The following is a 25,418-nucleotide window of genomic DNA, read 5'->3' on the forward strand; positions in this document are numbered from 1 at the left end:
TTGTTCTTGCCTGCCCTATAGTTCCACCTGACGCCGACATGCCCCCAGCGGCACCCCCGATTTCACTCCGAGAGCTGACATGACCAACGCACTTCCCGCAGGTAGATACCCGTCGGGTTCCGGTCCGAGCGGCATTCGGCGAGCTCCGAAACGTGCGACGAAGATCGCACTGGTGGCACTGGTCCTGCTGGTCGGGCTCGGCGTGGCCTACTACGCGTACACGAAATTCTCGGTCAAGCCCGTCGAAGGCAGCCAGCTTTCGTTCGACATCGTCGACGAGAGCACGATGTCGATCCGATTCAGCGTCACCCGAGAGAACCCGGAGCAGCCGGCGGTGTGCATCGTCCGCGCTCGTTCTCGCGACGGTTCCGAGACGGGACGGCGCGAGGTGTACATCCCACCGGAGTCCTCCTCGACCACGGTGGAGCTCACCACCGACGTGACGACGTCGTCCCCACCCGCCGTCGGAGACGTGTACGGCTGCAGCCTCGATGTTCCCGAGTATTTACGAGCCCGATAGGCGAAGAGCCTGTTCGTGGTAAGCTCGGGTCGTACACGGCTGCCGCACAGGTGCCGTGTATTGCTGCATTGCGGGCAGGGTTACCTGCGTCAACGATGTCGACGGCTCCAGGATGCGGGCCGACCAAGGGGATCCATCCATTGGAGTCCCCTCTTCGTTGCGTGCCCTACCGCCTAGAAACCGGAATCGAACTCGAGATTCCGACTACGAGGGAGTGATCGAGATGACCGAGACCCAGGTGACCTGGCTTACCCAGGAATCACACGACAGGCTCAAGAGCGAACTCGACCAGCTCATTTCCAATCGCCCCGTCATCGCCGCCGAGATCAACGAGCGTCGCGAAGAGGGCGATCTGAAGGAGAACGGCGGCTACCACGCTGCGCGCGAGGAGCAGGGCCAGCAGGAAGCACGCATTCGTCAGCTGCAGGAACTGCTCAACAACGCGAAGGTCGGCGAGGCGCCCACCCAGTCGGGCGTGGCTCTGCCCGGATCCGTCGTCAAGGTCTACTACGACGGCGACGAGTCCGACACCGAGACCTTCCTGATCGCCACCCGCGAAGAGGGTGCCCGCGACAGCAAGCTCGAGGTGTACTCCCCCGCGTCCCCGCTGGGTGGATCGCTCATCGACGCGAAGGTCGGCGACACCCGCGAGTACACCCTGCCCAACGGCAAGACCATGAAGGTCACGCTGGTCAGCGCAGAGCCGTACCACACCTGATTCGAGCCTTTTCTCGAGCAACACCCCCGGTCGCTCAGCGGCCGGGGGTGTTGTCGTTTCGGACGATCTCAGGCAGTCATCGTCTTCTGGTACTTGCGGACCGACAGCGGCACGAACACCACGAGCATCACCACGACCCAGATCAACGTGTAAAGAACCGGGTTCTGCAACGGCCACACCTCGGGCGGTGGGGCCATCGGATTGGTGTTGCCGAACTGCTCACGCACGGCCAGGGTCACCGACGAGATGGGGTTCCATTCCGCGATGGTCTTGAGCACGCTCGGGAAGTTGTCGATCGGCACGAAGGTGTTCGCGATGAACGTGAGCGGGAAGATCACGATGAACGACGCGTTGTTGAAGATCTCCGGGGAGCGCACGATCAGTCCTACCAGCGCCATCACCCACGAAATCGAGTACGCGAACAACAGCAACAGCACGTAACCGAGCAGAGCGTCGAAGAACGACGACGTGATGCGCCAGCCCACGATGAGTCCGGTGATGGACATGATCGTGATGGTGACGACGTTGTTGCCGACGTCGGCGGCCGTCCGCCCGATGACGACGGCAGATCGCGCCATCGGCAGCGACCGGAAGCGATCCATGACGCCCTTCTGCAGATCCTCGGCCAGTGAGGATCCGGTGATGGACGCACCGAAGATCATCGTCTGAACGAAGATGCCGCCCATCAGGAAGCTCTTGTAGTCGATACCGGGTACGTCGATGGCACTGCCGAAGACATAGGCGAACAACAGCACGAACATGATCGGTGACAGCGTTGCGAAGAACAGCAGATCGGGAACTCGCTTGAGCTTGATCAGGTTTCGCTTGGTGATGATCGCCGAATCCAGGAGAACGTTGCTCATTTCTCTTCCTCCGCAGCCTCGGGCTCGCCGGTGGTCTGACCGGTCAGAGACAGGAACACATCGTCGAGGTTCGGCCGTCGCAGACCGACGTCGACCACCCCGATCCCTGCAGCTTCCAGACGGCTCAACGCCGTGGACAGATCCTTCGATCCACCGTTGACCGGCATGACGATCCGTCCCACCTGTTCGTCCAGGGTGGGCGGCTCGACGCCGATCGGGGTCAGGATCTCCTTGGCGCGATCGGCCTGAGATCGGTCCGTGAGTACGAATTCGATTCGCTCGCCGCCCGTTTGGGCCTTCAGCTCGTCGGCGGTGCCGCGCGCGATGATCTTGCCCTTGTTGAGCACGATGATCGAATCGGCGAGCCGGTCCGCCTCCTCGAGGTACTGCGTCGTCAACAGGATCGTCGTTCCGTCACGGACGAGATCTGCGATGAACTCCCACATCGTGATTCGGCTGCGCGGGTCGAGACCGGTGGTGGGTTCGTCGAGGAACACCACCCGTGGCCTGCCGATCAGACTGGCCGCGATGTCGAGTCGGCGACGCATACCTCCCGAGTACTGCTTGGCGGTGCGGTCGCGTGCATATTCGAGGTCGAATCTGCTCAGCAGCTCGTCGGCGCGTTTCCTCGCTTCGGCCTTGCGCAGCCCGAACAGTCTGCCGACCATCTCCAGATTCTCGTACCCGGTCAGATACTCGTCCACGGCTGCGAACTGGCCCGTCAGGCCGATCGTCCCCCGAACCTCGTTGGCTTGCTTCGCTACATCGAGCCCGAACACCCGCGCCGAACCGGACGTTGCCTGCAGCAGAGTGGCCAGGATCCGCACCGCCGTCGTCTTGCCCGCACCGTTGGGGCCGAGCACACCGAGCACCGTGCCCTCGGGAACCGTGAAATCGATCCCGTCGAGCGCGACGTTCTTCCCGTACCGAAGTACCAGGTTCTCTACTTCTATAGCGTTCGCCATGGCCCTCTCCCCGTTTCTTCCACTGTCGGTATAAGGACTTCCGAACGCGTAGAGATTAACCGGTTTTGATGGGACCGGGCGTCCACAGGCCGGAACGCTGGATCTCGGTGGCTGTGATCTTCGCCGGCTCAGCCGATCGGTCGTACGGTGTGTACTGCTCGATCGATCCCCAGTCGCGATCCCAGTCCCCGTCCAGGTACGACGGGATGGTGCGGGCCGAGGCAACGACATCGATCCATCCGAGCGGGCCGCCGCCGAAATGGTCCTGCCATGCGTTGGTGATGACGGCACCGCTGCGGTCCGGCAACACCCGGTACTGCGGAACTTCGGCAACCCCGAGTCGGTGATCGAACGGATGCTGACACGGAAAGTTGAAGCCCACCTCCCAGTCTAGCAGCACCGGATTCTCCCGCCCGACGACCTCGTTCAACGTCTGGGTACGCGGTACCCGCGGCGGGGTGACCGCGAGCCACTGGTCGGGGTCGCGGTCGGTGTCACTCAGTACCAAACGAATCATGTTGCTGCCGGCGGGAATCAGGTCCATCGGCACCCGCAGGTTGCGCCACGACGGCGTCGGGCCGATGTCGATGGGCGTCACCCGCCCCTGCGCCCGGCCGTCCACTCCGTACTCGAGTTCGAGGTCCTGGCCGTAGGTGACGACTCCGTCGGAGTTCACCGAGCGGATGCGTCCGGCCGCGGCGATCGAGACGAGCTGACCGGGATCGGCGGGCAGCGCGTACCAACCGGTGGTCAGGGTGGCGGGAGTGTCCGATCCGAACGACCCCAGTACCGGCACGGTCGCAGGGTCGAGGCCGTACGGCAGTGCACTGCCCCCGGTTCCGGCTCCGGTGGTCGACGTCGGCTGTTGCTGATCCTCGGTGTCGACGGTGTTCGAGGTGCCCGACGCCGAGGATTCCTTGTCTGCGGTGAGGTCCCGCGCAACCCCGTCCGGGGTGAAACCGTCGTTCTCGGCCCCGAGAGCAGCGAAGGCGTCGCCGCTGACCGGTTGCAGCACATCGGCATTGGGGTTCGTCTCGAGCAGCACGTCGTTCGCAAGTCCACACGTGTTGCCGGCCAGCGCCGACAGGTTCGATTTCGCGACCGAGTACGACGGCCACTGCGCCACCGCGCCCTTGGCCATCGATGCCACGGCCAGCAGCACCATCAGACCTGCGGCCACGGCGATCGGCGGCACCGACCACCATCGCGCCATCGGCTTGTCGGCGCGGACGTACGGCGCACGCAGATGGAACCACACAGCGGCGAGCAACAGCAGTACCGTCAGGCCGAGGAACATCGTCGAGATGCCGAGACCGGCCACCAGAATCGGCTTGTCCCAGAACGGAACTCCCCACGCCGAGACGTACCAGTAGCCGTTGGTTCCGGTGAAGGCGACCGCCGTCAGGAACGACACGGCCGACGCGAACAGCAACCGGTTGCGCCGCGAACGGAGCACCGCTGCGCCGGTTGCCACGGCCGCGAGCACCGCAACCGAGGCCGCGAGCCCGGCGAACACACCGAAGTGATGCGTCCACTTGGTGGGGGTGATCATCATCAATGCCATGGCCCCGACGGTGATGCCGACGATGCGTCGAGCGGGCCCGGTGGCGGTGCCGGGAATCTTGCCGCCCTTGCGCAGCATCGCAATCACCACCGCGATCAGCGAGACGACCATGACGAACACCCCGAAGCGGCGCGCCAGCGAGCCGTCGATGTCCATGTTCATCAGCCACTGATAGCGCAGGTACTCCTCGAACCACGCCTGGCTCGGCCCGGCCGCAGTGTGCACCCGCTGCATCTCGAGCATGCCGGCCACGGTCTGATTCCCGAACGCGAAGACCAGTACCACCGTGCCCGACGCCACCAGCGGGGCGAGCAGTGTTGCCGCGCCGAGTGTAGTGGTGCCGAACGCGCGGGCGCGGGCGCGGGCGACGACGATCTGAATCACCGGCCGGGCACCGGCAATCAGTGGCGCGAAACAGATGAAGCCCGACGGTGCGCACGTGACCGTCAACGCGGCGATCAGAATCGCCGCCGCCGCAGGCAGCAGTCGCCGTGTCGCGATGGACCGCTCCACCGAACACCACGTCAGCAACACGCCCAGAGCCACGAACGGCTCCGGGCGCAGACCGTTGTTGTACGGCAACCAGAACGCCAGCATCACCAGGCCGCCGGTCCACAACGCAGTTTTCGACGCGCGGGCAGCGGCACCGAACCGCGGGATCACCTCACGACTGAGGACGAGCCAGACGACGACGCCGCAGATCAACGTCGGGATCCGCATCCACACACTGGCCGTCGACACGTGCGAGAGGAGGGTGAACATGTCGTACAACGGTGTGCCGAACGGTGTTTCGGGCACCCCGAAGTAACGGAAGTAGTTGGCCATGTATCCGGCGTGGTCGGCCGTGCGTGCCATGCCCAGTTGATAGCCGTCGTCGGAGGTGTTCGCGCCGATGACGTGCCACACCAGCAGCGTCCCGATCACCACCGCGTCGGCCGGCCCGAAGCTCCACCAGCGACGCGGCAGGAACCGTCGGGCGCGACGCCCGTCGGACAGATCGAGGTGGTGCAGGGCCACCAGCGAGATTCCCGTGGCGAGCACTCCGACGATCATCGCGAACCACTTGAGCGCGCTGGGCGTGGACGAGAACCTACTGTCCAGCTCGGCCTGCAGCTGCAGACCGGGAACGTTGCCCTGCAGATCGCTGAACACTCCGACCAGCTGGGGTCGCACGTCGCCCTCGCGGGAGACGGTGTCGTCACCGGTCAGTCCGACCGTTGTCGCGGCGGCGTCGGAGGTGATCGTCAACGAGCAGTCGCCCGCAGTCGATGGGCTCAGTTCCGCGACCGGCTTCTCGAGCAGGACCGAATCGCGCAACGTCACCTTCAGTTGCGACGCCTCGCCGCCGGTCACCTCGGCGACGAGACCGTAGCGATAGGCGTCGGGCGATCCCTTGGGCGAGGTGGACAGCAACAAGCCGCCGTCGGAAAGACCGGCCGCGGCTGCACACGGGACGGTCGCGTCGATGCTGATCGGGGTGTAGCCGACGAGCGGAGCCTCGACATTGCCGACGGTCCCGCTCTGCGGCCAGGTCAACGACGACTGTTGTTGTTCGATCGGCAACAGCGGTATCGAGATCGTCAGCAGGATTCCCACCAGTGCGGAAACGATCGCGACGAGCCGTGCCATGCAAACTTCTCCCACCGATGTCCTGGTCCAGGTCGCTGATCAAGGTACCAGTGCGACCTGTGTGAACCCGGCCGTCAGTTCTCGACCTGCACCGCATATCCCGCTGCGCCCAGGGCGTCGAGAACCGTGCCGCGGTGATCGGGTCCGCGTGTCTCGACGGTCAACATGACGTCGACTTCCTCGAGACCCAGACGTCCCCCGGTGCGGGAATGCACGACGTCGACGACACTCGCACCGGCGTCGCGCACGACGCCCAGGACGCCGGTGAGTCCGCCGGGCTTGTCCGAAATCGTCACCCGCACGGCCAGATAACGTCCACCGGCCCGAAGCCCGTGGGTGATGACATGAGTGAGCAGCAGCGGATCGATGTTTCCGCCCGACAGCACCGCGCACACCGACCCCGTCAGCCCCAATTCCTCGGCCGAGTGCGTCATCAGTGCTGCCACCGCAGCGGCACCGGCCGGTTCGACGATGAGCTTCGCTCGCTCGATGCACAGCACCAAGGCGCGGGACAGCGCGTCCTCACTGACGGTGACGACGTCGTCGACCCAGCCCTGCACATGATCGAACGGCACCGACCCGGGGAGACCGACAGCGATGCCGTCGGCCATCGTCGACATCGACGTCAGCGCGATCGGGTGGCCCGCCTCCAACGACGCCGGCCACGCGGCCGCGCCCTCGGCCTGCACGCCGATGACTCTGACGTCCGGTTTCGTCAGCTTCACCGCAGCAGCGACCCCCGCCAACAGTCCCCCGCCGCCGGTGGGGATCACGATGGTGCCGACGTCCGGCATCTGCTGCAGCAGTTCGGTTCCGAGCGTCGCCTGCCCGGCCACGATATCGAGATGATCGAACGGGTGAATGAGCGTGGCACCGGTACGGTCGGCGAATTCCCGTGCCGACGTCAGAGCCTCGTCGACGGTATTGCCCACCAGATGAACCGTCGCGCCGTACGCCTTGGTGGCGACGAGTTTGGGCAGCGACACTCCGACCGGCATGAACACCGTCGAGGTAATCCCCACCTGCGACGCGGCCCACGCGACACCTTGAGCGTGGTTGCCTGCGCTGGCCGCCACCACACCTCGGGCTCGCTGGTCGGCGTCGAGTCGGGCGATGCGGTTGTACGCCCCACGCGGCTTGAACGATCCGGTGCGCTGCAGGTTCTCGCATTTGAGGCGCACCTCGTGACCGGTCAGGTCGGACAGAATCCGTGACGCGACCACCGGCGTCCGGCGCATGACCGGCTCCAGCAACGCCTCGGCCGAGGCAATATCCGACGTGGTCACCCGAACGATTTCCGACACAACCGCAGTATGCCAGGAAGAATTGCGCCGCCGATCCGGCCGAGGTGCACCGCGTCACTACAGTTGTGGAGTGCAACACCACAGTGCCCACGACGAGTCGCGCGGAAGTCTGGAGATCAAACACCGTGCGCTGTCGAGAACGGCCATCGCGGCGGCATCGAAGGACCCTCGGGTCACCCGCACCACCGGCGGCATGTCGCGTTTGACCGGCCGCGAACTTCCCCGAGCCGACGTCACCCTCGGAGAAGACACCGTCTCGGTCAACCTCTACATCGGAGTGCGCTGGCCGTCGCAGATCACCGACGTGACCGAGTCGGTTCACCGCACCGTCGAGGCCGCACTGGCGACGATGACCGGCGTGCACGTGCATCGGGTGAACGTGCTGGTGTCGGATACCGCGCTGGACCGTTCGGCGCGCGGGCCCGACGTTGCCACCGATGATGTTGCTGCTGCGGTGGTTTCACCTCGACCACCCACGGCCGGTCCCGCGGCGATGCCGGTGGCGCTGGTGTTCGGCTTCGCCCTCCTCGCCGTGGCGTTCGTAGCCGGCCGCGAATTCTTCATCGCTCAGGGACACATCGTCGGCAGTCCATGGATTGCCGATGCCGTGCACTGGGTTTCGCAACTGCACTGGCAGGGGTGGTTGATCGCGCCCGCCGTCGGATCGATCGTCGTCGGTGCACTCTTCGTCTTTGCGGGCGTCAAACCTCGGACGAGAACTCATTCGGGATTGGGCGGCCCGACACCCACCGTCTGGGCCACGCCGACCGACATCGCTCGATTGTGCAGTGCTGCAGCGCAGTCCACCCGCGGAGTCGTGGACGCGCATACCGTCGTCACACGCAGGAAGATCGAGGTCCGGGTGCAGCGAGATCGAGCTGTTTCTCCGGACACTGCCGACGCTGCCGTGCGCGCTGCCCTCGGTCCGGTACTGTCCGTCGCCGCGGGTGGGCGGCGTCTGACGGTGCAGCACTCGGTGTCGCAACCGACACGGGTGTCGTAGTGAAAACCTTTGTCGCCGGACTGGATCGAGTCGTTGCCGTCATCGCGGGAGCCGCTCTCCTCGCCGGTGGAGGCTTCGCACTTGCGTGGCACTACGACGTTCCGTGGGCACGGGAGACGCTCTCTCGCTTCGAGCGTGCTCGTATTGCCGGACTGCCGCAGCAGGGTTGGTGGGTACCGACTCTGGCAATCGTCGTCGCGGTGGCCGTCGTCGCGGCGCTGGTGTTGTTGATCGGCAACTTCTCACCACGCACGACCGGAACGGCGAGCGTCATCGAGGAGCCACACTTCTCGGCGCATGTGGACCTGAGTGCGATCGCGTCGGGCGTGGCCGCGGAGTTGGCGCAGTTCCCTGGTGTCAGACGGGCCAGGGGAACTGCCATCGACGACCGAGGTATGCCCACCATCACCGTATCGGTCCATGCTGCAGCCGATTTCGACGTCGTCGGCTTCATCGCCGAAGCCGAGTCCCGCGCTGCGTTCGTGGCGCGGTCGCTGGGCGGCGCGGATGTGGCGACACGCGTCCAACTGCACATCGACAAACGGACCTGACGTCACGTTACGGTGGATCCATGACGGCATCGACGCTTAGCAGATTCGAGCGATGGTCCGGCGGAATGCCCCTCTCTGTCCCGGTGGCATTCGGAGCAGTACTGGTGATTGCCGCGTTCGCCTCGAAACTCGGTGACAGTTCCCTCTACTTCTATGTCCCCCTGGTGTTCGCGACGACCGGGACGATGATCTGGCTCAACGCCCGTCGTGCCCCCGATCGAACCGGCCTGCTCCACGCCGCGGTCGGATCAGCACTGCTGACCGGATGCGGCATCGTGGTCGCGGTCTGCGGACTTGCCGGCGGTCTGATGCTGGACTCGACCACCTTCTGGGCATCCATAGCGGTGACCGCCGCAATTGCAGCACCCATCGGTGCCGGAATCACTCCGTTTTCATCGCCGCGGGCCTGAGTGCGGCTTCGCCGCAGTGGTGTGGATATGTGCCCCAGATGGCGCATAGCCACACCACTGCCGCAGGCACTTACAACCGCGGGTCCACCGGCTCCGATTCCAGTGCGAGTACCGCGAACACTGCCTGGTGGATGCGATACAACGGTTCACCACGCACCGATCGGTCCAACGCCTCCATGCCGAGCGCGTATTCGCGTAGCGCCATCGACTGCTTGTGTCCCACGTTTCGGTTACGCAGTGCAGTGAGTCGATTAGGGTCGGTGTAATCCGCACCGTAGATCAGCCGCAGGTACTCCCGGCCACGAACCTTCATGCCGGGCTGCATCTTTCCGCGCGGCATGTTGGCCGCCGGTTTGACGACCATTCCCTCACCGCCCTGTGCCGTCAACTCCTCCCACCATGTCACCCCTGCCGCAACCGAATCCGACGACGACAGATCGACCTCGATCCGACGCGTCGTCGTGAACAGCTTCGGCGCAGTGGCCACCAGTCGATCGGCCAGTGCAAGGTGCCATTCGTGCGGGCGGTCCGCATACGTGCCGGCGTCGGAGGCCAACAGCTGGAACGGGGCGAGACTGACGCCTGCCAGTCCATCCGTCGGCCAGCTGTACCGCCGATACGCAGCAGTGAACTCGGCGAGGTTGCGCTGCCGAATCACGTTCCGTTCCTGCAGTTCGGACACGGCCAGGCCGCGCGAGGCCGCCCGAGCGAGCACCGACTCCTCGGCCTCGAGATTCGCCCGGGACACGGCCGCAGGTGCCGCATACTCGGACTTGATCAGGCCCTCCGCCTTGGCGGACCACGGCATCAGTTCGCAGTCGAGAACCAGCCAGTGCGAGGACAATTCGTCCCACACGCCGGCCCCCTCCAGAGCGTCGGCCACCCCAGCGATCAGCACCCCGGTCACGGTCTCGTCGAACACCGGCCGACCGGTCCGCGTGTACGCGGTGCCGAGGACACCGTCGGGAGCGTCGAACTTCGCCCGAGCGGTGTCGGCATCGCGACACACCACGACGACCACCCGCGAGCCCATGTGCTTCTCCTCGCAGATCACCGTCGACGCACCGAGCGCCCGATACGCGTCGAATGCCTCCGTCGGGTACTCGAGATAACCCTCTCGTTCCGAGGTACGACTCGGTGCCATCGTCGGCGGAAGGTAGTGCAGCCACTGCGGAGCCAAGGCGAACCGGCTCATCACTTCCAATGCGCCCGCGGCATTCTCCGGCCGAATCGACACACGCCCACGCAGCGCAGTCTCCACTCCGGTCGGTCCGATGACGTCCGACAGATCCAGCGACGACGACTCCCGAACGAACCCGCCCAGCGGCCGGGTCGGCTCGTACCAGACCTGCTCCGCCGGCACCGAGACGACCTCACGCTCCGGATACCGCAGCGCCGTCAACTTGCCGCCGAAGACACACCCCGTGTCCAGACACGCAGTGTTGTTCTCCCACTGCACCTCCGGCACGGGAGTGTGTCCGTACAGCACAGTCGCCGACCCGCGATAGTCCTGAGCCCACGGATACCTCACCGGCAGCCCGAATTCGTCGGTCTCGCCGGTGGTGTCGCCGTACAGGGCGAAGCTGCGCACTCGGCCCGACGCGCGGTTGTGGTACTTCTCGATCAACCCCGCGTGCGAAACGACGAGTCTTCCGCCGTCGAGCACCAGGTGTGCGACGAGACCATCACAGAATTCGAGCACCTCGCGGCGGAACTCGTCGGTCTCGCCGTCGAGCTGCTCGAGTGTCTCGGCCAAACCGTGTGAGGCAGTGACTTTCCGACCTCGCAGCGCCTTGACGAGCTTGTTCTCGTGATTGCCCGGAACTGCCAGTGCTGCGCCGTTTGCCACCATCCCCATCACGAGCCGCAGCACACCGACCGAATCCGGCCCACGGTCGACGTAGTCCCCGACGAACACCGCCGTTCGACCCTCCGGCGGCGTTGCACCGACTGCCCTACCGTCTGCGTCGCGCTCGAGCGTGTAACCCAAAGTCGTGAGCAGGCTTTCGAGCTCCGACAGACATCCGTGAATGTCGCCGATGACATCGAAAGGCCCGGAAAGCTCCCGGCGGTCGCTACGCAGCGGGGTACGAACGAACGTCGCCGACGCCACCGCGTCGACACCGTCGAGGACATGAACCGAGCGAAAGCCTTCTTCGGACAGCCCTCGCATCGAGCGCTGCAACTGGGACTGCTGGCGGCGCAGCACGTCTCGGCCGAACGTCCTGTCGCTGCGGTCCGCGTTGCGCTGTGCGCAGACCGGTTCCGGCACGTCGAGCACCACGGCAATCGGCAGGACATCGTGCTCACGAGCCAAGGCGATCAGGGCCTTGCGAGCCGCCGGTTGCACGTTGGTGGCGTCGACGACGGTGAGCAGACCGGCCCGCAGCCTGGTTGCGACGAGAAATTCCAGGAGCGCGAACGCGTCCTTCGTGGCGCTCTGCAGGTTGGGGTCGTTGCTGACCATCCCTCGACAGGCATCACTCGACACGGTTTCGTACGGGCCGAACCGGTCTGCAGCGAAGGAGGACTTCCCCGATCCACTGATGCCGACGAGGACGACGAGGGACAGGTCCGGAATCTCGTAGGTACTCACTGGGACTGCTCCTCTCTGGTGAATAGCGCGATCTGGGTAGGGCTGCCGAGCACGTCGTCGACGGGTCCGATGCGGTCGAAGCGAACGGTGTAGGCGTGTGCGTCCGCCACCGACGTTGCCCACTGCTCGAATTGGGCACGGGTGAACTCGAATCGGTGATCGACGTGCCGAAAGGCCCCGGCGTCGAGGCCCGGGTACAGCACGTTGTATTCCGAGTTGGGCGTGGTGACGAGCACCGTCCTCGGACGGGCCTCCCGAAAGACCGAGCGCACCAACGCCGGAAGGCGTTCGAGGTCGATGTGCTCGATGACCTCCATGAGCACCATCGCGTCGAATCCCTGCAACCGCACGTCGCGATAGGTCGCCGACGACTGGACCAGTTCGATGCGTCCACGCTGCCGATCCGACATCTCGTCGAGCCGGAGCCTGCGCTGCGCCTTCGCCAGCGCACGATCACTCACGTCGGCACCGAGTATCCGCTCGATTGTGTTGTGCGCAAGCAACTCACGCAACAGGCGACCCTCGCCGCACCCCATGTCGACGACCGACTTCACACCGGCATCACCGAGTGCAGCCAGCACCGCATGTACTCGCTGCTCGGCCAACGTCGGATCCCGTGGGATGACAACCTCTTCGGGGGCAACCGGGACCAGACGATCCAGTGCGGACTCGACGAGCTCCCGACGGTGCGCCAGATATCGGGAGGCGATCAGCGCCGACTCCGGATGATCACCGAGCCAATCCCCTGCTGCCCGAACGAGTTTGTCCGCCTCGTCCTCACCGACCCAGTAGTGCTTGGTGTCGTCGAGCACTGGCAGCAGTACGTACAGGTGCCGCAGCGCAGCCGACAGAGTGAAGGTGCCGGTGAGTACCAGATCCACGTATTCGGAGTCGCCCCAGTTCGGCTGCGTCGAATCCAGTGGGATCGGGGTGGTCTCTACATTCCATCCGAGGGGTCCGAACAGCCGAGGCGCAAGATCAGTCGCACCGCGCGACGGCGCGGCCGGCATCGTGACGATCAAATCGATTGCTGCAGAGACCAATTCGGGTCTTGTGGTACAGACGCCTGCCAGCGTCTGCTTGAACAGGCGAGACAACGCCACAGCAAGCCCTGATGCAGCCGGACTCTTGCCGTCTGTGGCGTCGAGCAGTACTGCAAGGGTTGTCCGCTCTGCCGAGACCTCGGGATACAACACCGTGGTCTGACCCATGGGCAGGTTGCGAGTCTGTACGCGATCGGGGTGCTTGTGCAACAAATACCCGATATCGGAGGCGTCCGGGAAATCGGTTGTGGCGTTTGCAGTCACGGTCAGTAGCACCGCAGCGACGTTACGGGACAGCCGCGTCCGATGCGTCCCATTTTCCGGTCGTGTATTCCCCTCTACCCGCCGGATCAATGCGACTTTGTTGCAGTCTGAGCGACTGAAACCCACATTGATCCCGACGGGAGGGCCGTCCAACGGGAGGGCCACACAAGGGAGGCCGCACATTGAGGAGGTCGCGTGCACACGCAAAAGCGGCACCCACCAGAAGGTGGGTGCCGCTTTCGTAGAGCTGGGTGAAGCTAGATCACTTGATGATCTTCGTGACGCGACCGGCTCCGACGGTACGACCGCCCTCACGGATTGCGAAACGCAGGCCGACGTCCATGGCGACCGGCTGGATCAGCGTGACGGACATCTCGGTGTTGTCACCGGGCATGACCATCTCGGTGCCCTCGGGAAGGGTCACGACGCCCGTAACGTCCGTGGTACGGAAGTAGAACTGCGGGCGGTAGTTGTTGAAGAACGGCGTGTGGCGGCCGCCCTCGTCCTTCGAGAGGATGTAGGCGTTGCCCTCGAACTCCGTGTGGGGAGTCGTGGTGCCGGGCTTGATGATGACCTGTCCACGCTCGACGTCTTCGCGCTTGATGCCACGAACGAGGAGGCCGACGTTGTCGCCTGCCTGACCCGAGTCGAGCAGCTTGCGGAACATTTCGATGCCGGTGACGGTGGTCTTGGTCGAGCCGGGGCGGATGCCGACGATCTCGACCTCTTCGTTGACGTTGACCGAGCCGCGCTCGATACGTCCGGTGACCACGGTGCCACGACCGGTGATGGTGAAGACGTCCTCGACGGGCATGAGGAACGGCTTGTCGGTCTCACGGACGGGGTCCGGAACCGAGTCGTCGACGGCCTGCATGAGCTCCAGAACCGACTCGCCCCACTTCTCGTCACCCTCGAGTGCCTTGAGTGCGGAGACCTTGATGACCGGTGCGTCCTCGTCGAACTCCTGCGAAGCGAGGAGCTCGCGGACCTCCATCTCGACGAGCTCGATGATCTCGTCGTCGTCGACCATGTCGGCCTTGTTCAGTGCGACCAGGATGTACGGCACGCCGACCTGGCGGGCCAGGAGCACGTGCTCGCGGGTCTGCGGCATCGGGCCATCGGTAGCTGCCACGACCAGGATTGCGCCGTCCATCTGTGCCGCGCCGGTGATCATGTTCTTGATGTAGTCGGCGTGACCCGGTGCATCGACGTGCGCGTAGTGGCGCTTGTCGGTCTGGTACTCGACGTGGGAGATGTTGATCGTGATACCACGAGCCTTCTCCTCCGGAGCCTTGTCGATCTGATCGAAAGCCGAGGCCTCGTTCAGGTCCGGGAACTTGTCGTGCAGAACCTTGGTGATTGCAGCCGTCAGCGTCGTCTTACCGTGGTCAACGTGACCGATGGTGCCGATGTTGACGTGCGGCTTCGTCCGATCGAACTTCGCCTTCGCCACTGTGTGTCCTCCTGGACTGATCTGTGCGGGCCCCGACGGGGCACGCACGCGTATGTGTTGTTACTTATTACAGGTCGAGCGTGGTCCAGCAAACGAAGAGAATTACTCTCCGTTGACCTTCGCGATGATTTCCTTCGCTACGTTCGCGGGAACTTCTGCGTACGAATCGAAGACCATGGAGTAGTTAGCGCGGCCCTGCGTCTTCGACCGAAGGTCTCCGATGTAGCCGAACATCTCCGACAGCGGAACCAGTGCCTTGACGATACGGGCACCGCTGCGTTCCTCCATGGCCTGGATCTGACCACGGCGGGAGTTCAGGTCGCCGATGACCTCACCCATGTAATCCTCGGGCGTGATGACCTCGACGGCCATGACGGGTTCGAGGATGACGGGGCTGGCCTTACGGGCGGCTTCCTTGAACGCTTGTGAGCCGGCGACCTTGAAGGCCATCTCCGACGAGTCGACGTCGTGGTACGCACCGTCGAGCAGTGTGACCTTGACGTTGACCAGCGGGTATCCGGCGAGAACACCGTACTGCATGGCGTCCTGTGCACCGGCGTCGACCGAGGGGATGTACTCCCTGGGCACACGACCACCGCTGACCTTGTTCTCGAACTCGTACGTCGCGCCGTCTTCGCCCTCGAAAGGCTCGAGCTTGATGATGACCTTCGCGAACTGGCCGGAGCCACCGGTCTGCTTCTTGTGCGTGTAGTCGTGCTTCTCGACCGTCTTGCGGATGGTCTCGCGGTACGCAACCTGCGGCTTGCCGACGTTGGCCTCGACCTTGAACTCGCGACGCATACGGTCGACGAGGATGTCGAGGTGGAGCTCGCCCATGCCGCCGATGACGGTCTGGCCGGTGTCCTCGTCCAGCTTCACCGAGAACGTGGGGTCCTCTTCGGCGAGCTTCTGGATGGCTGTTCCCAGCTTCTCCTGGTCGGACTTGGTCTTGGGCTCGATCGAGACCTGGATGACCGGGTCCGGGAAGCTCATGGACTCGAGGATGATCTGGTTCTGCGGATCGCAGAGCGTGTCACCCGTCGTGGTGTCCTTGAGGCCGATGACGGCGTAGATGTGACCGGCAGACGCGGTCGCGATCGCGTTCTCCTTGTTGGAGTGCATCTGGAACAGCTTGCCCAGACGCTCCTTCTTGCCCTTGGTCGAGTTGATGACCTGAGCGCCGGAGTCGACCTTGCCCGAGTACACCCGGACGTAGGTCAGCTTGCCGAAGAAGGGGTGCGTCGCGATCTTGAACGCGAGAGCCGCGAACGGCTCGTCTGCGGACGGCTTGCGAGTGATCTCCTTCTCCTCGTCGCCGACGGCGTGTCCGATGGTCTCGGCAACGTCGAGGGGAGACGGGAGGTAGTCGATGACCGCGTCGAGCATGGGCTGAACGCCCTTGTTCTTGAACGCGGATCCACACAGGATCGGGTACAGCTCGCTGTTGACCGTCATCTTGCGGATGGCGCCCTTGATCTCGTCGATCGTGAGCTCTTCGCCGCCGAAGTGCTTCTCCAGAAGCGCTTCGTCGGACTCGGCCACGGTCTCGAGCAGCTGCGTGCGGTACTCGTCTGCGCGCTCCTTGAGGTTTTCCGGGATCTCCTGGATCTCGTACTTCTCGCCGAGCTTGGTCTCGCCACTCCACACGAGAGCCTTCATCTGCACGAGGTCGATGACGCCCTCGAACTCGTTCTCTGCACCGATGGGCAGCTGGATGACCAGCGGCTTGGCACCGAGACGATCGATGATGGTCTGCACGGTGTAGTAGAAGTCCGCGCCGAGCTTGTCCATCTTGTTGACGAAGCAGATACGCGGCACGTCGTACTTGTCGGCCTGACGCCACACCTGCTCGGACTGCGGCTCGACACCTTCTTTGCCGTCGAACACTGCGACAGCGCCGTCGAGGACGCGGAGCGAGCGCTCCACCTCGACGGTGAAGTCGACGTGACCGGGGGTGTCGATGATGTTGATCTGGTTGTCGTTCCAGAAGCACGTCGTGGCAGCAGAGGTGATCGTGATGCCACGCTCCTGCTCCTGCTCCATCCAGTCCATGGTGGCTGCGCCATCGTGAACTTCACCGATCTTGTAGGAGATACCGGTGTAGAAGAGGATGCGTTCGGTAGTGGTGGTCTTGCCGGCATCGATGTGGGCCATGATGCCGATGTTGCGGACCTTGTTGAGGTCGGTCAGCACGTCCTGTGCCACGAGTTAACCCGCCTTGGTGTTGGAAGAGGTATTGCCTGAGCTGATCAACGCTCCGGCGGCATCGGAAAGTTCCGAATACCGCCCGAGCGAGGAGATCACCAGCGGTAGTGGGCGAACGCCTTGTTGGCTTCGGCCATCTTGTGAGTGTCTTCGCGGCGCTTCACAGCGGCACCGAGGCCGTTGCTGGCGTCGAGCAACTCGTTCGCCAGACGCTCGACCATGGTCTTCTCGCGACGAGCGCGCGAGAACGTGACCAGCCAGCGCAGTGCCAGCGTGGTGGAGCGGCCGGGACGAACCTCGACGGGCACCTGGTAGGTGGCACCGCCGACGCGTCGGCTGCGAACCTCGAGGGCCGGCTTGACGTTGTCGAGTGCACGCTTGAGCGTGACGACGGGGTCGGTGCCGGTCTTCTCGCGAGCCTGCTCGAGCGCCTGGTAGACGATGCGCTCTGCGGTCGACTTCTTGCCGTCGAGAAGGATCTTGTTGACGAGCTGCGTGACCAACGGCGATCCGTAGACCGGGTCGTTGATCAGCGGCCGCTTGGGTGCTGGGCCCTTGCGTGGCATATCAGCTCTTCTCCTTCTTGGCTCCGTAGCGGCTGCGAGCCTGCTTGCGGTTCTTGACACCCTGGGTGTCGAGCGAGCCGCGGATGATCTTGTAACGCACACCCGGGAGGTCCTTCACACGACCGCCGCGAACGAGCACCATCGAGTGCTCCTGCAGGTTGTGGCCCTCACCGGGGATGTATGCGGTGACCTCTACCGAGGTGGTCAGGCGAACACGCGCGACCTTACGGAGAGCGGAGTTCGGCTTCTTGGGGGTGGTGGTGTACACGCGAGTGCACACACCACGGCGCTGGGGACTGCCCTTGAGGGCAGCGGTCTTCAGTTTCGCGACCTTGTCGGTGCGACCCTTACGGACCAGCTGGTTGATCGTTGGCATAAACCGGCTTTCTTCGTGTCGATAAACAGGGATCTAGCAGTTGGAGCAAGAGAACACTGCTCCTCACCCATGACGTCTCCGCGGGTCTCTTGCACCCCGCGGTCGGGTGTGTCGCATACCCCCACACGTCCAGCCGGTTGCGCGCTCTCGAGACGAACGTGCGCACGGCTGTACCTCGCATAGGCACACAAACGGTCCGGCCAGGCCGGACACGACCCATAACGATACCCGGCGGCGCGGCCTCGGGTCAAAACACCCTTCGCTCTGATACGCAACCTATCTGCTCAGGTTGAGTGTGAGGTCTGCCAGCTTCGCTGCGGCCTGGCAGGGATCGGGGTGTGCGACGCCCGGACGGTACTGCACCCACCACCCGAAGATGCCCGCCTGGTCCGCTCCGGCCGACACTCCGCACGAGTCCGGGTCGTTCGGGCGTTGAGCCTGTATTGCCTTGCGGCCCTGCACTGTTGTGTCGCTGACGGTGTACGTCATCTTCTCGTCGGCCGCCCGCTCGGCGGCCAGGGTGCCGGACTCGAACCAGTTGAACGTCACCTTCACAATGCCCGCGGAACCGATCAGATCCCATCGGCAGATCGCTCCGAAGAAGCCACGAGCGATGTCGTCGGCTCCGGTGGCATCGGCGATCTGGTCGTCGGAGACGGCATCGCACTCGGTCAACAACTTGGTGAATTCTTGGTTGCCCGAGCCTGCATAGGACTGGGGCTTGGCCGTGCCCTCGACCGTCAGAGAGCAACCGGCCGCGAGCAGCAGGGTCGCTGCGGCGGCGAAAACCCGTCTCGAAGTACTTGCTCGAGATTTCATTGCTTACGCTCCACGGTCAGCTTCGCCAGTTCGTTCCCGACGTCGCACGGCGGGCGCGCCGGGATCTGTTCGGAGTAGGTGACCGACCAATGGAAGAAGTCGTCGCCGAATTGCACACCGATCTCGCACAACGGGCCCTGCTCGGCTTCGAATCCGGGGTTGCCGTCGATGGCGATGTCCTTGGCCGGACGGCCGATCAGTTCGGACCCGGCGCGTTCGCGGCCGATCGGACTGCCGCGATACCAGGAGAAGCTGACACTCGGTCCGCTGATGGCCACGGTTTCCCATTGACAGCCGACGGAGTTGCGGGTGACTTGGGCAAACGGTCCGGCACCGAACGCGGCCTGCACCTCGGCGTCGCTGATCGATCCGCATTCGCCGAAGAACGGGCCGGGCTCGTACGCGGCCTTGCTCGTCGACGGCTCGGGCGCGGTATCGGCGGCGTCGGTATCCGAGCCACCGCAACCTGCGATCAGCGCGGCGACCGCGGTGATCACCAGTGTCACTCGCTTCATGCCGTCCTTCGCGTGCTGGTCCGATGCTGCAGTTCGCGTCGCACCGAACCTACCAATCGAACAGGGCAGCGGTCATGTGCCGTGCACAGCGCGTCCTTGGACGTACACACCCACGATGGCCGGCTCTCGCATGGCCATCAGCAGGGCGAACAGGGTCTGGTCGCGGGCCAGCTCGGGGTCCTCGGCCCGCACGCCGTGGTCGACGGCCGCGGCCAGCTGCGGCCACGCGTCGGGATCGACGACGACGAAGTCCGCCTCTTTCCCCACGTCGAAGTTGCCGATGCGCTCCTCCATGTCGAGTGCACGTGCCCCGGCGAGCGTCCCGGTGAACAACAGTTCGGCCGGATGCAGCGACAGGCCTGCGTCTCCCGGTTCGGAGATGTGCACCTTGAACGCGTCGGCCAGTACCTGCGGGAGCAGCCACTCGTCACCGCCTCCGAAGTCGGACCCGATGGCGATGTTCACCCCGGCGGCGACGGTTCTCTTCCACGGCATCGTGCCCGAGCCCAGGAACTGCTGCGAGGTGGGACAGTGCGCGATGGACGTACCCGTCTCGGCCAACCTCGTCAGTTCCGCGTCTTCGCAGTGCACCGCGTGCGCCAGAATCGACCGTCGACCCAGCAGGCTCTTGCCGCCTACTTGCGAGCCCGGCAGGAACTTGCCGTCGTAGGTGTCCAGGTAACTCTCGACCTGGTACGCACCCTTGGTGGCGTCGATCTCGCCGGTGCCCGGTCGGTTGTTCTCGTTGAGGTGCGTGTGGAAGTAGACGCCTCTGCCGCGTACGGAGTCGTAGAGCTCGCCGAGGTTCCTCAGCGTTTCCGTCGTCACCGACAGAGAAAAACGCGGTACGACGGCGACGTGCAGCATCGCGGTGTCGACGTCGCCGGTATCGGCGGCGTGCCACTTCTCTATCTCCTCGGACACCAGGCGGATCGCCTCGTCCTCACCGGTGATCAGCGCGTGCGCCGACGCGGGGCCGGTGGTCTGGATCCCGCGGCCACTGACGATGCGCAGTCCGTGCTCGAGCGTCTCGGAGAACAAAGAATCCTGTGCGTGCGGGAATGCCGACCCGAACACCATGGCCTGCGTCGTCCCAGCGCGAATGCGTGCTGCGCAGAAGTCGCGCGCGGCCGCCGCCGCGAATTCCGGATCGGCGAATCGTGCTTCGGACGGAAAGATGCACGTGTTCAGCCATTCGAGCAATTGCCCGCCGCCGTAGGAATCGCCGGCATAGGTCTGTGGGAAGTGGATGTGCGTGTCGACGAATCCCGGCAGTAGGAAGCCGGGCCGATGATCGAACACATCCGAATGGGCGTAGTGCGTTGGTAGAGAATCGAACTCGCCGCAGTACTCGATCCTGCCGTCGCCGCCGACCACGAGGGCACCGTCGGGAATGGACACCAACGCGGTTGCGGCCTCGAGCACCGTGGGCGAGCCGGCGATGTGAAAGATATGGCCACGGTGGACGCGTGCGGAATCGGAAGTCACGAGCCGACTCAAGCACAGGTCGATCGGAACTGCAGATCGTGCGCTTCTAGTGCGCTACCGCTCCTACGGCGGACAGCCGCGCGTTCAGCGAGGCATCGAGCACATCGGCCCAGGCTCGCACGATTTCGACGCGGCGACGCGCGTCGTCGGTCAGGACGTCTGCGAGACCGAGCCCACGCGCCAGGTCGAGCGTCGCCTGAACGAGACGGTGGGTGACGGGATCGTTGTCGTCGACTCCGAGGTTCTCGACGGCCATCGAGTGCGCTCGACGACCGAATCGCTCTTCGAGTGGGACGATCCGATCACGCAGTTCCGGATCGGCCGACGCCGCCGTCCAGACCTGCAGCGCCGCTTTGAACATCGGACCCGTGTAGTACTCGACGAGCCTCTCCACCACCAGTTTCGTTCGGCCGGGTCCGGGCGGAATCTCCTGTGCCTCGCGGCGAGCATGGTCCATCCGAGTGTCGAACATGTACTCGAGTGCCCCGGTGATGAGGTCCTCACGCGTCGGGAAATGGTGTTGGGTGGCACCGCGAGAGACGCCGGCGCGCTCGGCGACGACCCCGACCGTCGTTGCGCTCCAGCCCTGCTCGGCGAGCGAGTCGATCGTCGCCTCGAGCAGTCGCTGACGCGTCACCCTGCTGCGATCCTGCTTGGGTTCGCGCGCCATCACCATCTCCCTAACCTTCGGCAGCCCAGGACGGCGGCCTCTTCTCCAGAAAGGACATCATCCCCTCTCGGGCCTCCTCCGATGCAAACAACCTGGCCGATTGCTCGGCGACGGCCGTTCCGCGCTCGTCGATCTCGCGTCGGATCGCGGCGGTGGTGAGCTGTTTGGACTCGGCCAAGCCCTGCGGCGAGCACTTCCTGAACATGATCATGTAGTCGGCCACCGCGGCCGCGGGAACGGCGTCGGCCACGGTGACCAGACCGATCTCCTGGGCGGTGGCACCGTCGAACGTCTCGCCGGTGAGGAAATATCGACTCGCCGCCCGGGACGACAGTCGCGGCAACACGGCGACGGAGATGACCGACGCCGCCAGTCCGAGGCGAACCTCGGTCAGCGCGAACGAGCTTTCCGGTCCGGCAATGGCGACGTCGCACGCCGCCACGAGCCCCATCCCGCCTGCCCGCACATGTCCATCGATCTGTACGACGACGGGTTTCGGGGTGTCGATGATCAGCCGCATCAGATCCAGCATCTGCCGAGTCCGAAGCTCCGGCGACGCCCCGGCTTCCCGGAGATCTGCACCGGCGCAGAACGTCGTACCGGTGTGACCGAGCACGATCGTTCTGATGTCGTCGTCGTGCGCCGCAGCGATGAGGCCCGCTGTCAGCTCCTCGACCAACACCGACGACAGCGCGTTTCGGTTCTGCGGCGAATCCAACGTCAAATACGCTGTGTCCTTGCCCGACTCGACGAGAACGGCCATCAGTAGCTTCTCGGCAGGCCGAGCGAGTGCTGGCTCACGAAGTTCAGGATCATCTCCCGGCTCACCGGAGCAACGCGGGCGATACGGGCGGCTCCGAGCATCGCAGCCAATCCGTATTCACTGCTCAACCCGGCACCACCGTGGGTTTGGATCGCCTGATCGAGTGCCTTGATACTGGCCTCGGCAGCAGCGTATTTCGCCATGTTCGCGGCCTCGGCGGCACCGAAATCGTCGCCGGAGTCGTAGAGCACCGCGGCCTTCTGCATCATCAATTTCGCCAACTCCAGCTCGATCTTGCACTGCGCCAACGGGTGCGCCAAGCCCTGGTGAGCGCCGATCGGCGTCTTCCAGACCGTCCGCTCGTTGGCGTATTTGACCGCCGCGTCCAGAGCGTATCGACCCATACCGACAGCCATCGCAGCACCGAGAATGCGCTCGGGGTTCAGTCCGGCGAACAACTGCATCAGGGCAGCGTCGGCCTCACCGACGAGTGCCTCGGCAGGCAACCGGACGTCGTCGAGGAACAGCACGAACTGATGATCGGGCTCGACGATGTCCATCTGCATCTGCGTCTTCTGCAGTCCCGGAGCGTCGGTGGGCACGATGAACAGGGCAGGCTTGAGCTTGCCGGTCTTGCTGTCTTCCGTTCTGGCAACGATCAATACGGCGTCGGCCTGATCCACGCCCGAGATATAGATCTTGTTGCCCTTCAAGATCCATTCGTCACCGTCGCGACGCGCCGTGGTGGTGATCTGGTGCGAGTTGGATCCGGCGTCGGGCTCGGTGATGCCGAACACCATGATCTTGGAACCGTCGGCAAGGGCGGTGAGCCACTCCTGCTTCTGGTCCGGCGTGCCGTACTTGCCGATGATGGTGCCGCAGATGGCCGGACTGACGACGACGAGCAGTAGACCGGCACCGTGCGCAGCCAACTCCTCCTGCACGAGCGCAAGTTCGTAGATGCCTGCGCCTCCGCCGCCGTATTCCTCGGGCAGATTGACCCCGAGGAAGCCGAGCTTGCCCGCCTCGTTCCACAGTTCGGTCAGTGGCTCACCTTTACGCGCCTTGGGCAGCACGTAATCGATGTAGTTGTAGCGCTTGCCCAGTGACGAGACTGCGTTGCGCAGACCCTTCTGCTCTTCGGTTTCGATGAAACTCATGGTTGCTCCACTCCGTTATCGGTGACGACTGGCGTGTCGGTGACTACTGCCAAGACCTGTCCTACCTCGACTTGCTGACCCTGCTGCACGTTCAGTTCGGTGAGCACACCATCGGCGGGTGCAGTCACGGTGTGCTCCATCTTCATCGCCTCCAGCCACAGAATGGGCTGGCCCGCGGTGACGGTATCTCCCTGCGCAGCAGCAATTCTGATGACGCTGCCCGGCATCGGCGCGAGCAGTGATCCGGCCGCCACCTCGTCGGTGGGGTCGGTGAACCTCGGTGCCCGAGCCAATCGAACGGGGCCCAGGGAAGAATCCACGAACACGTCGGACCCGTAGGTGCTCACTGCGAAGATACGACGAATACCGTTGTCGTCCAACGTCACCGAGGTCGGTGTGTGCTCCACCAGTTCGACACCCTCCACCGAGGAGGTGAGTCCGCTGCGTCCGATCGAGTATTCGACGGTGATGTCGTTGTACGTCTTGCGCTGCGGTTGCGACCGGAGATTGCGCCAGCCGCCGGGTAGACCCCGGTTCACCCGAGCTCGCGAGACGTTGCTCGCCGCGTCGGCCAAGGCAGCCGCGAGCGCCGACAGTTCCTCGGCCCGGCCCTGCGCAAACGGCTGAGCCAGGACATCGAGGCCGTGCGTGTCGAAGAAGGCTGTATCGGTGTCGCCCGCCAGGAACGCCGGATGGCGCAGAATGTTGACCAGCAGATCGCGATTGGTCTTCAGGCCGTGAATGGTGGCGTTCTGCAGTGCTTTCGCCAACAGAGTCGCCGCTCGGTCCCGCGTCGGGGCGAAGGAGATCACCTTGGCGAGCATGGGGTCGTACTGCGTTCCCACCACACTGCCCGTCTCGACGCCGGAATCGACTCTGATGTATCCAGCTTTGTCCGACACCTCGAACTGCGCACCAGGGATTTCGAATCGGTGCACGGCACCGCTCTGCGGCTGCCAGTCCTGAGCCGGATCCTCGGCGTACAGCCGAACCTCGATCGAGTGTCCCCGTGTCGTGGGCTGTTCGGCCGGTAGCCGCTCCCCCGCCGCAACCTGGATCTGCAGCGCAACGAGATCCAGACCCGTCGTGCATTCGGTGACCGGATGCTCCACCTGCAGGCGGGTGTTCATCTCGAGGAAGAAGAAATTTCCCTTTTCGTCGGCGAGGAATTCGACGGTCCCTGCACCCTCGTAGCCGATGGCCTCGGATGCCAGTGTGGCTGCTTCGAAAAGCTTCTCGCGCATGCCGTCGATGCGTTCGACGAGCGGCGACGGAGCTTCCTCGACGACCTTCTGGTGCCTGCGTTGGATCGAGCATTCACGCTCGCCCACCGTCCACACCGTGCCGAATCGATCGGCCATGACCTGAACTTCGATGTGCCGCCCGGTTTCGATGTACCGCTCGATGAACACCGTTCCATCGCCGAAGGCCGAGAGGGCTTCTCGTCCGGCTGCCTCGAGCTCCGACTGCAGTGCATCGAGACTGCGGACGATGCGCATCCCCCGACCGCCGCCGCCCGCGGAGGCCTTGATCAGTACCGGTAGCTCGTTCTCGGTGACCGACTCGGGATCGAGTCGAGTCAACACCGGCACTCCGGCGTCGGCCATCATCTTCTTGGACTCGACCTTCGAGCCCATCGATTCGATGGCCTTGACGGGCGGTCCGATCCAGGTCAACCCGGCGTCGAGAACTTGCCGGGCGAATTCGGCGTTCTCGGAGAGGAATCCGTATCCCGGATGGACCGCGTCGGCTCCGGCCTGCACCGCGGCGGCGATGATCAATTCTCCGCGCAAGTAGGTCTCGGACGGGCTCTGCCCAGGCAGACGCACAGCGGAGTCCGCCTCACGCACATGGGGAGATGCCGCGTCGGCGTCGGAGAAGACCGCGACGGTATCGATGCCCTCCGCGCGGCAGGTGGTGAAGACGCGTCGGGCGATTTCGCCGCGATTGGCCACGAGGACTTTGTTCAGCAT

The 25,418-nt window shown here is 64.5% G+C and carries 22 protein-coding genes; 5 read left to right on the forward strand and 17 right to left on the reverse strand.

From position 1 onward, the window contains the following. The first annotated feature begins 79 nt into the window (after positions 1 to 79). Positions 80 to 520, forward strand: coding sequence for a DUF4307 domain-containing protein (locus J2X62_RS19200; RefSeq protein ID WP_027498149.1), 441 nt, complete (start codon positions 80 to 82; stop codon positions 518 to 520). A 223-nt stretch (positions 521 to 743) separates the two neighbouring features. Further along, positions 744 to 1,238 (forward strand): transcription elongation factor GreA, encoded by a 495-nt coding sequence (greA, locus tag J2X62_RS19205; RefSeq protein WP_027498150.1) that lies wholly within the window; start codon positions 744 to 746, stop codon positions 1,236 to 1,238. A 68-nt stretch (positions 1,239 to 1,306) separates the two neighbouring features. Here the strand turns inward: greA and J2X62_RS19210 are convergent, their stop codons facing one another. The 4 genes from J2X62_RS19210 to ilvA all read right to left on the reverse strand — a co-directional run bounded on the left by J2X62_RS19210 (position 1,307) and on the right by ilvA (position 7,497). Further along, on the reverse strand, positions 1,307 to 2,101 hold the full coding sequence (locus J2X62_RS19210; RefSeq protein WP_027498151.1) for an ABC transporter permease: 795 nt from the start codon (positions 2,099 to 2,101) through the stop codon (positions 1,307 to 1,309). Further along, positions 2,098 to 3,066, reverse strand: a complete 969-nt coding sequence (locus J2X62_RS19215) for a daunorubicin resistance protein DrrA family ABC transporter ATP-binding protein (protein WP_027498152.1) — start codon at positions 3,064 to 3,066, stop codon at positions 2,098 to 2,100. Before J2X62_RS19215 ends, J2X62_RS19210 begins: the two co-directional genes overlap by 4 nt. Before the next feature lie 55 nt (positions 3,067 to 3,121). Further along, positions 3,122 to 6,259 carry an arabinosyltransferase domain-containing protein gene (locus J2X62_RS19220; protein WP_310182625.1) on the reverse strand — a complete coding sequence of 1,046 codons (3,138 nt, stop codon included), beginning with the start codon at positions 6,257 to 6,259 and terminating at the stop codon, positions 3,122 to 3,124. A 74-nt stretch (positions 6,260 to 6,333) separates the two neighbouring features. After that, on the reverse strand, positions 6,334 to 7,497 hold the full coding sequence (ilvA, locus tag J2X62_RS19225; protein WP_218017706.1) for a threonine ammonia-lyase: 1,164 nt from the start codon (positions 7,495 to 7,497) through the stop codon (positions 6,334 to 6,336). A gap of 136 nt (positions 7,498 to 7,633) precedes the next feature. On the opposite strand from ilvA, the gene J2X62_RS19230 reads away from it, so the two are divergent. From J2X62_RS19230 to J2X62_RS19240, 3 genes are read left to right on the forward strand one after another with little or no spacing between them, the layout of a single operon-like run. Then, positions 7,634 to 8,566 carry an Asp23/Gls24 family envelope stress response protein gene (locus J2X62_RS19230; protein WP_310182626.1) on the forward strand — a complete coding sequence of 311 codons (933 nt, stop codon included), beginning with the start codon at positions 7,634 to 7,636 and terminating at the stop codon, positions 8,564 to 8,566. Further along, complete coding sequence (locus tag J2X62_RS19235; RefSeq protein ID WP_310182627.1) at positions 8,566 to 9,117, forward strand: hypothetical protein; 552 nt, start codon at positions 8,566 to 8,568, stop codon at positions 9,115 to 9,117. The genes J2X62_RS19230 and J2X62_RS19235 overlap by 1 nt, the downstream gene beginning before the upstream one ends. 20 nt (positions 9,118 to 9,137) lie before the next feature. After that, entirely contained in the window at positions 9,138 to 9,527 is a 390-nt protein-coding gene (locus J2X62_RS19240; RefSeq protein ID WP_310182629.1) for a hypothetical protein, read from the forward strand. 70 nt (positions 9,528 to 9,597) lie between these two features. Here the strand turns inward: J2X62_RS19240 and J2X62_RS19245 are convergent, their stop codons facing one another. The 13 genes from J2X62_RS19245 to J2X62_RS19305 all read right to left on the reverse strand — a co-directional run bounded on the left by J2X62_RS19245 (position 9,598) and on the right by J2X62_RS19305 (position 25,418). Then, positions 9,598 to 12,123 carry a polynucleotide kinase-phosphatase gene (locus tag J2X62_RS19245; RefSeq protein ID WP_310182630.1) on the reverse strand — a complete coding sequence of 842 codons (2,526 nt, stop codon included), beginning with the start codon at positions 12,121 to 12,123 and terminating at the stop codon, positions 9,598 to 9,600. Continuing rightward, the gene (locus J2X62_RS19250) at positions 12,120 to 13,430 is read right to left on the reverse strand and encodes a 3' terminal RNA ribose 2'-O-methyltransferase Hen1 (RefSeq protein ID WP_310182632.1); all 1,311 of its coding nucleotides are present in this window, start codon (positions 13,428 to 13,430) and stop codon (positions 12,120 to 12,122) included. Before J2X62_RS19250 ends, J2X62_RS19245 begins: the two co-directional genes overlap by 4 nt. 262 nt (positions 13,431 to 13,692) lie before the next feature. Beyond that, positions 13,693 to 14,883, reverse strand: coding sequence for an elongation factor Tu (gene tuf / locus J2X62_RS19255; protein ID WP_032365471.1), 1,191 nt, complete (start codon positions 14,881 to 14,883; stop codon positions 13,693 to 13,695). Between the two features lie 102 nt (positions 14,884 to 14,985). Continuing rightward, complete coding sequence (gene fusA, locus J2X62_RS19260; RefSeq protein ID WP_027498159.1) at positions 14,986 to 17,088, reverse strand: elongation factor G; 2,103 nt, start codon at positions 17,086 to 17,088, stop codon at positions 14,986 to 14,988. A gap of 95 nt (positions 17,089 to 17,183) precedes the next feature. Then, complete coding sequence (gene rpsG, locus J2X62_RS19265; RefSeq protein WP_003941856.1) at positions 17,184 to 17,654, reverse strand: 30S ribosomal protein S7; 471 nt, start codon at positions 17,652 to 17,654, stop codon at positions 17,184 to 17,186. A gap of 1 nt (position 17,655) precedes the next feature. Next, positions 17,656 to 18,030 carry a 30S ribosomal protein S12 gene (gene rpsL / locus J2X62_RS19270; protein ID WP_027498160.1) on the reverse strand — a complete coding sequence of 125 codons (375 nt, stop codon included), beginning with the start codon at positions 18,028 to 18,030 and terminating at the stop codon, positions 17,656 to 17,658. 276 nt (positions 18,031 to 18,306) lie between these two features. After that, entirely contained in the window at positions 18,307 to 18,849 is a 543-nt protein-coding gene (locus J2X62_RS19275) for a DUF3558 domain-containing protein (protein WP_057472799.1), read from the reverse strand. Then, positions 18,846 to 19,364: a DUF3558 domain-containing protein gene (locus J2X62_RS19280; RefSeq protein ID WP_027498162.1), complete on the reverse strand. Its 519-nt coding sequence runs from the start codon at positions 19,362 to 19,364 to the stop codon at positions 18,846 to 18,848. The genes J2X62_RS19275 and J2X62_RS19280 overlap by 4 nt, the downstream gene beginning before the upstream one ends. Before the next feature lie 72 nt (positions 19,365 to 19,436). Next, entirely contained in the window at positions 19,437 to 20,852 is a 1,416-nt protein-coding gene (locus J2X62_RS19285; protein ID WP_310182639.1) for a guanine deaminase, read from the reverse strand. Between the two features lie 46 nt (positions 20,853 to 20,898). Further along, entirely contained in the window at positions 20,899 to 21,522 is a 624-nt protein-coding gene (locus J2X62_RS19290) for a TetR/AcrR family transcriptional regulator (RefSeq protein WP_032375521.1), read from the reverse strand. Positions 21,523 to 21,532: 10 nt separating this feature from the next. Continuing rightward, positions 21,533 to 22,285, reverse strand: coding sequence for an enoyl-CoA hydratase family protein (locus J2X62_RS19295; RefSeq protein ID WP_310182642.1), 753 nt, complete (start codon positions 22,283 to 22,285; stop codon positions 21,533 to 21,535). Then, the gene (locus tag J2X62_RS19300) at positions 22,285 to 23,445 is read right to left on the reverse strand and encodes an acyl-CoA dehydrogenase family protein (RefSeq protein WP_027498166.1); all 1,161 of its coding nucleotides are present in this window, start codon (positions 23,443 to 23,445) and stop codon (positions 22,285 to 22,287) included. The genes J2X62_RS19295 and J2X62_RS19300 overlap by 1 nt, the downstream gene beginning before the upstream one ends. Beyond that, on the reverse strand, positions 23,442 to 25,418 hold the full coding sequence (locus J2X62_RS19305; protein ID WP_027498167.1) for a biotin carboxylase N-terminal domain-containing protein: 1,977 nt from the start codon (positions 25,416 to 25,418) through the stop codon (positions 23,442 to 23,444). Before J2X62_RS19305 ends, J2X62_RS19300 begins: the two co-directional genes overlap by 4 nt.

The organism is Rhodococcus sp. 3258 (assembly GCF_031456475.1).
In the GTDB taxonomy this organism is placed as follows: domain Bacteria; phylum Actinomycetota; class Actinomycetes; order Mycobacteriales; family Mycobacteriaceae; genus Rhodococcoides; species Rhodococcoides fascians.

Bases quoted from the DNA above. Each gene is read 5' to 3' on its own strand.
- J2X62_RS19210 (WP_027498151.1), bottom strand. From the start codon at position 2,101: ATGAGCAACGTTCTCCTGGATTCGGCGATCATCACCAAGCGAAACCTG.
- J2X62_RS19305 (WP_027498167.1), bottom strand. From the start codon at position 25,418: ATGCTGAACAAAGTCCTCGTGGCCAATCGCGGCGAAATCGCCCGACGC.
- J2X62_RS19215 (WP_027498152.1), bottom strand. From the start codon at position 3,066: ATGGCGAACGCTATAGAAGTAGAGAACCTGGTACTTCGGTACGGGAAG.
- J2X62_RS19300 (WP_027498166.1), bottom strand. From the start codon at position 23,445: ATGAGTTTCATCGAAACCGAAGAGCAGAAGGGTCTGCGCAACGCAGTC.
- J2X62_RS19200 (WP_027498149.1), top strand. From the start codon at position 80: ATGACCAACGCACTTCCCGCAGGTAGATACCCGTCGGGTTCCGGTCCG.
- J2X62_RS19295 (WP_310182642.1), bottom strand. From the start codon at position 22,285: ATGGCCGTTCTCGTCGAGTCGGGCAAGGACACAGCGTATTTGACGTTG.
- rpsG (WP_003941856.1), bottom strand. From the start codon at position 17,654: ATGCCACGCAAGGGCCCAGCACCCAAGCGGCCGCTGATCAACGACCCG.
- J2X62_RS19280 (WP_027498162.1), bottom strand. From the start codon at position 19,364: ATGAAGCGAGTGACACTGGTGATCACCGCGGTCGCCGCGCTGATCGCA.
- J2X62_RS19220 (WP_310182625.1), bottom strand. From the start codon at position 6,259: ATGGCACGGCTCGTCGCGATCGTTTCCGCACTGGTGGGAATCCTGCTG.
- ilvA (WP_218017706.1), bottom strand. From the start codon at position 7,497: ATGCGCCGGACGCCGGTGGTCGCGTCACGGATTCTGTCCGACCTGACC.
- greA (WP_027498150.1), top strand. From the start codon at position 744: ATGACCGAGACCCAGGTGACCTGGCTTACCCAGGAATCACACGACAGG.
- J2X62_RS19290 (WP_032375521.1), bottom strand. From the start codon at position 21,522: ATGGCGCGCGAACCCAAGCAGGATCGCAGCAGGGTGACGCGTCAGCGA.
- rpsL (WP_027498160.1), bottom strand. From the start codon at position 18,030: ATGCCAACGATCAACCAGCTGGTCCGTAAGGGTCGCACCGACAAGGTC.
- J2X62_RS19240 (WP_310182629.1), top strand. From the start codon at position 9,138: ATGACGGCATCGACGCTTAGCAGATTCGAGCGATGGTCCGGCGGAATG.
- J2X62_RS19275 (WP_057472799.1), bottom strand. From the start codon at position 18,849: ATGAAATCTCGAGCAAGTACTTCGAGACGGGTTTTCGCCGCCGCAGCG.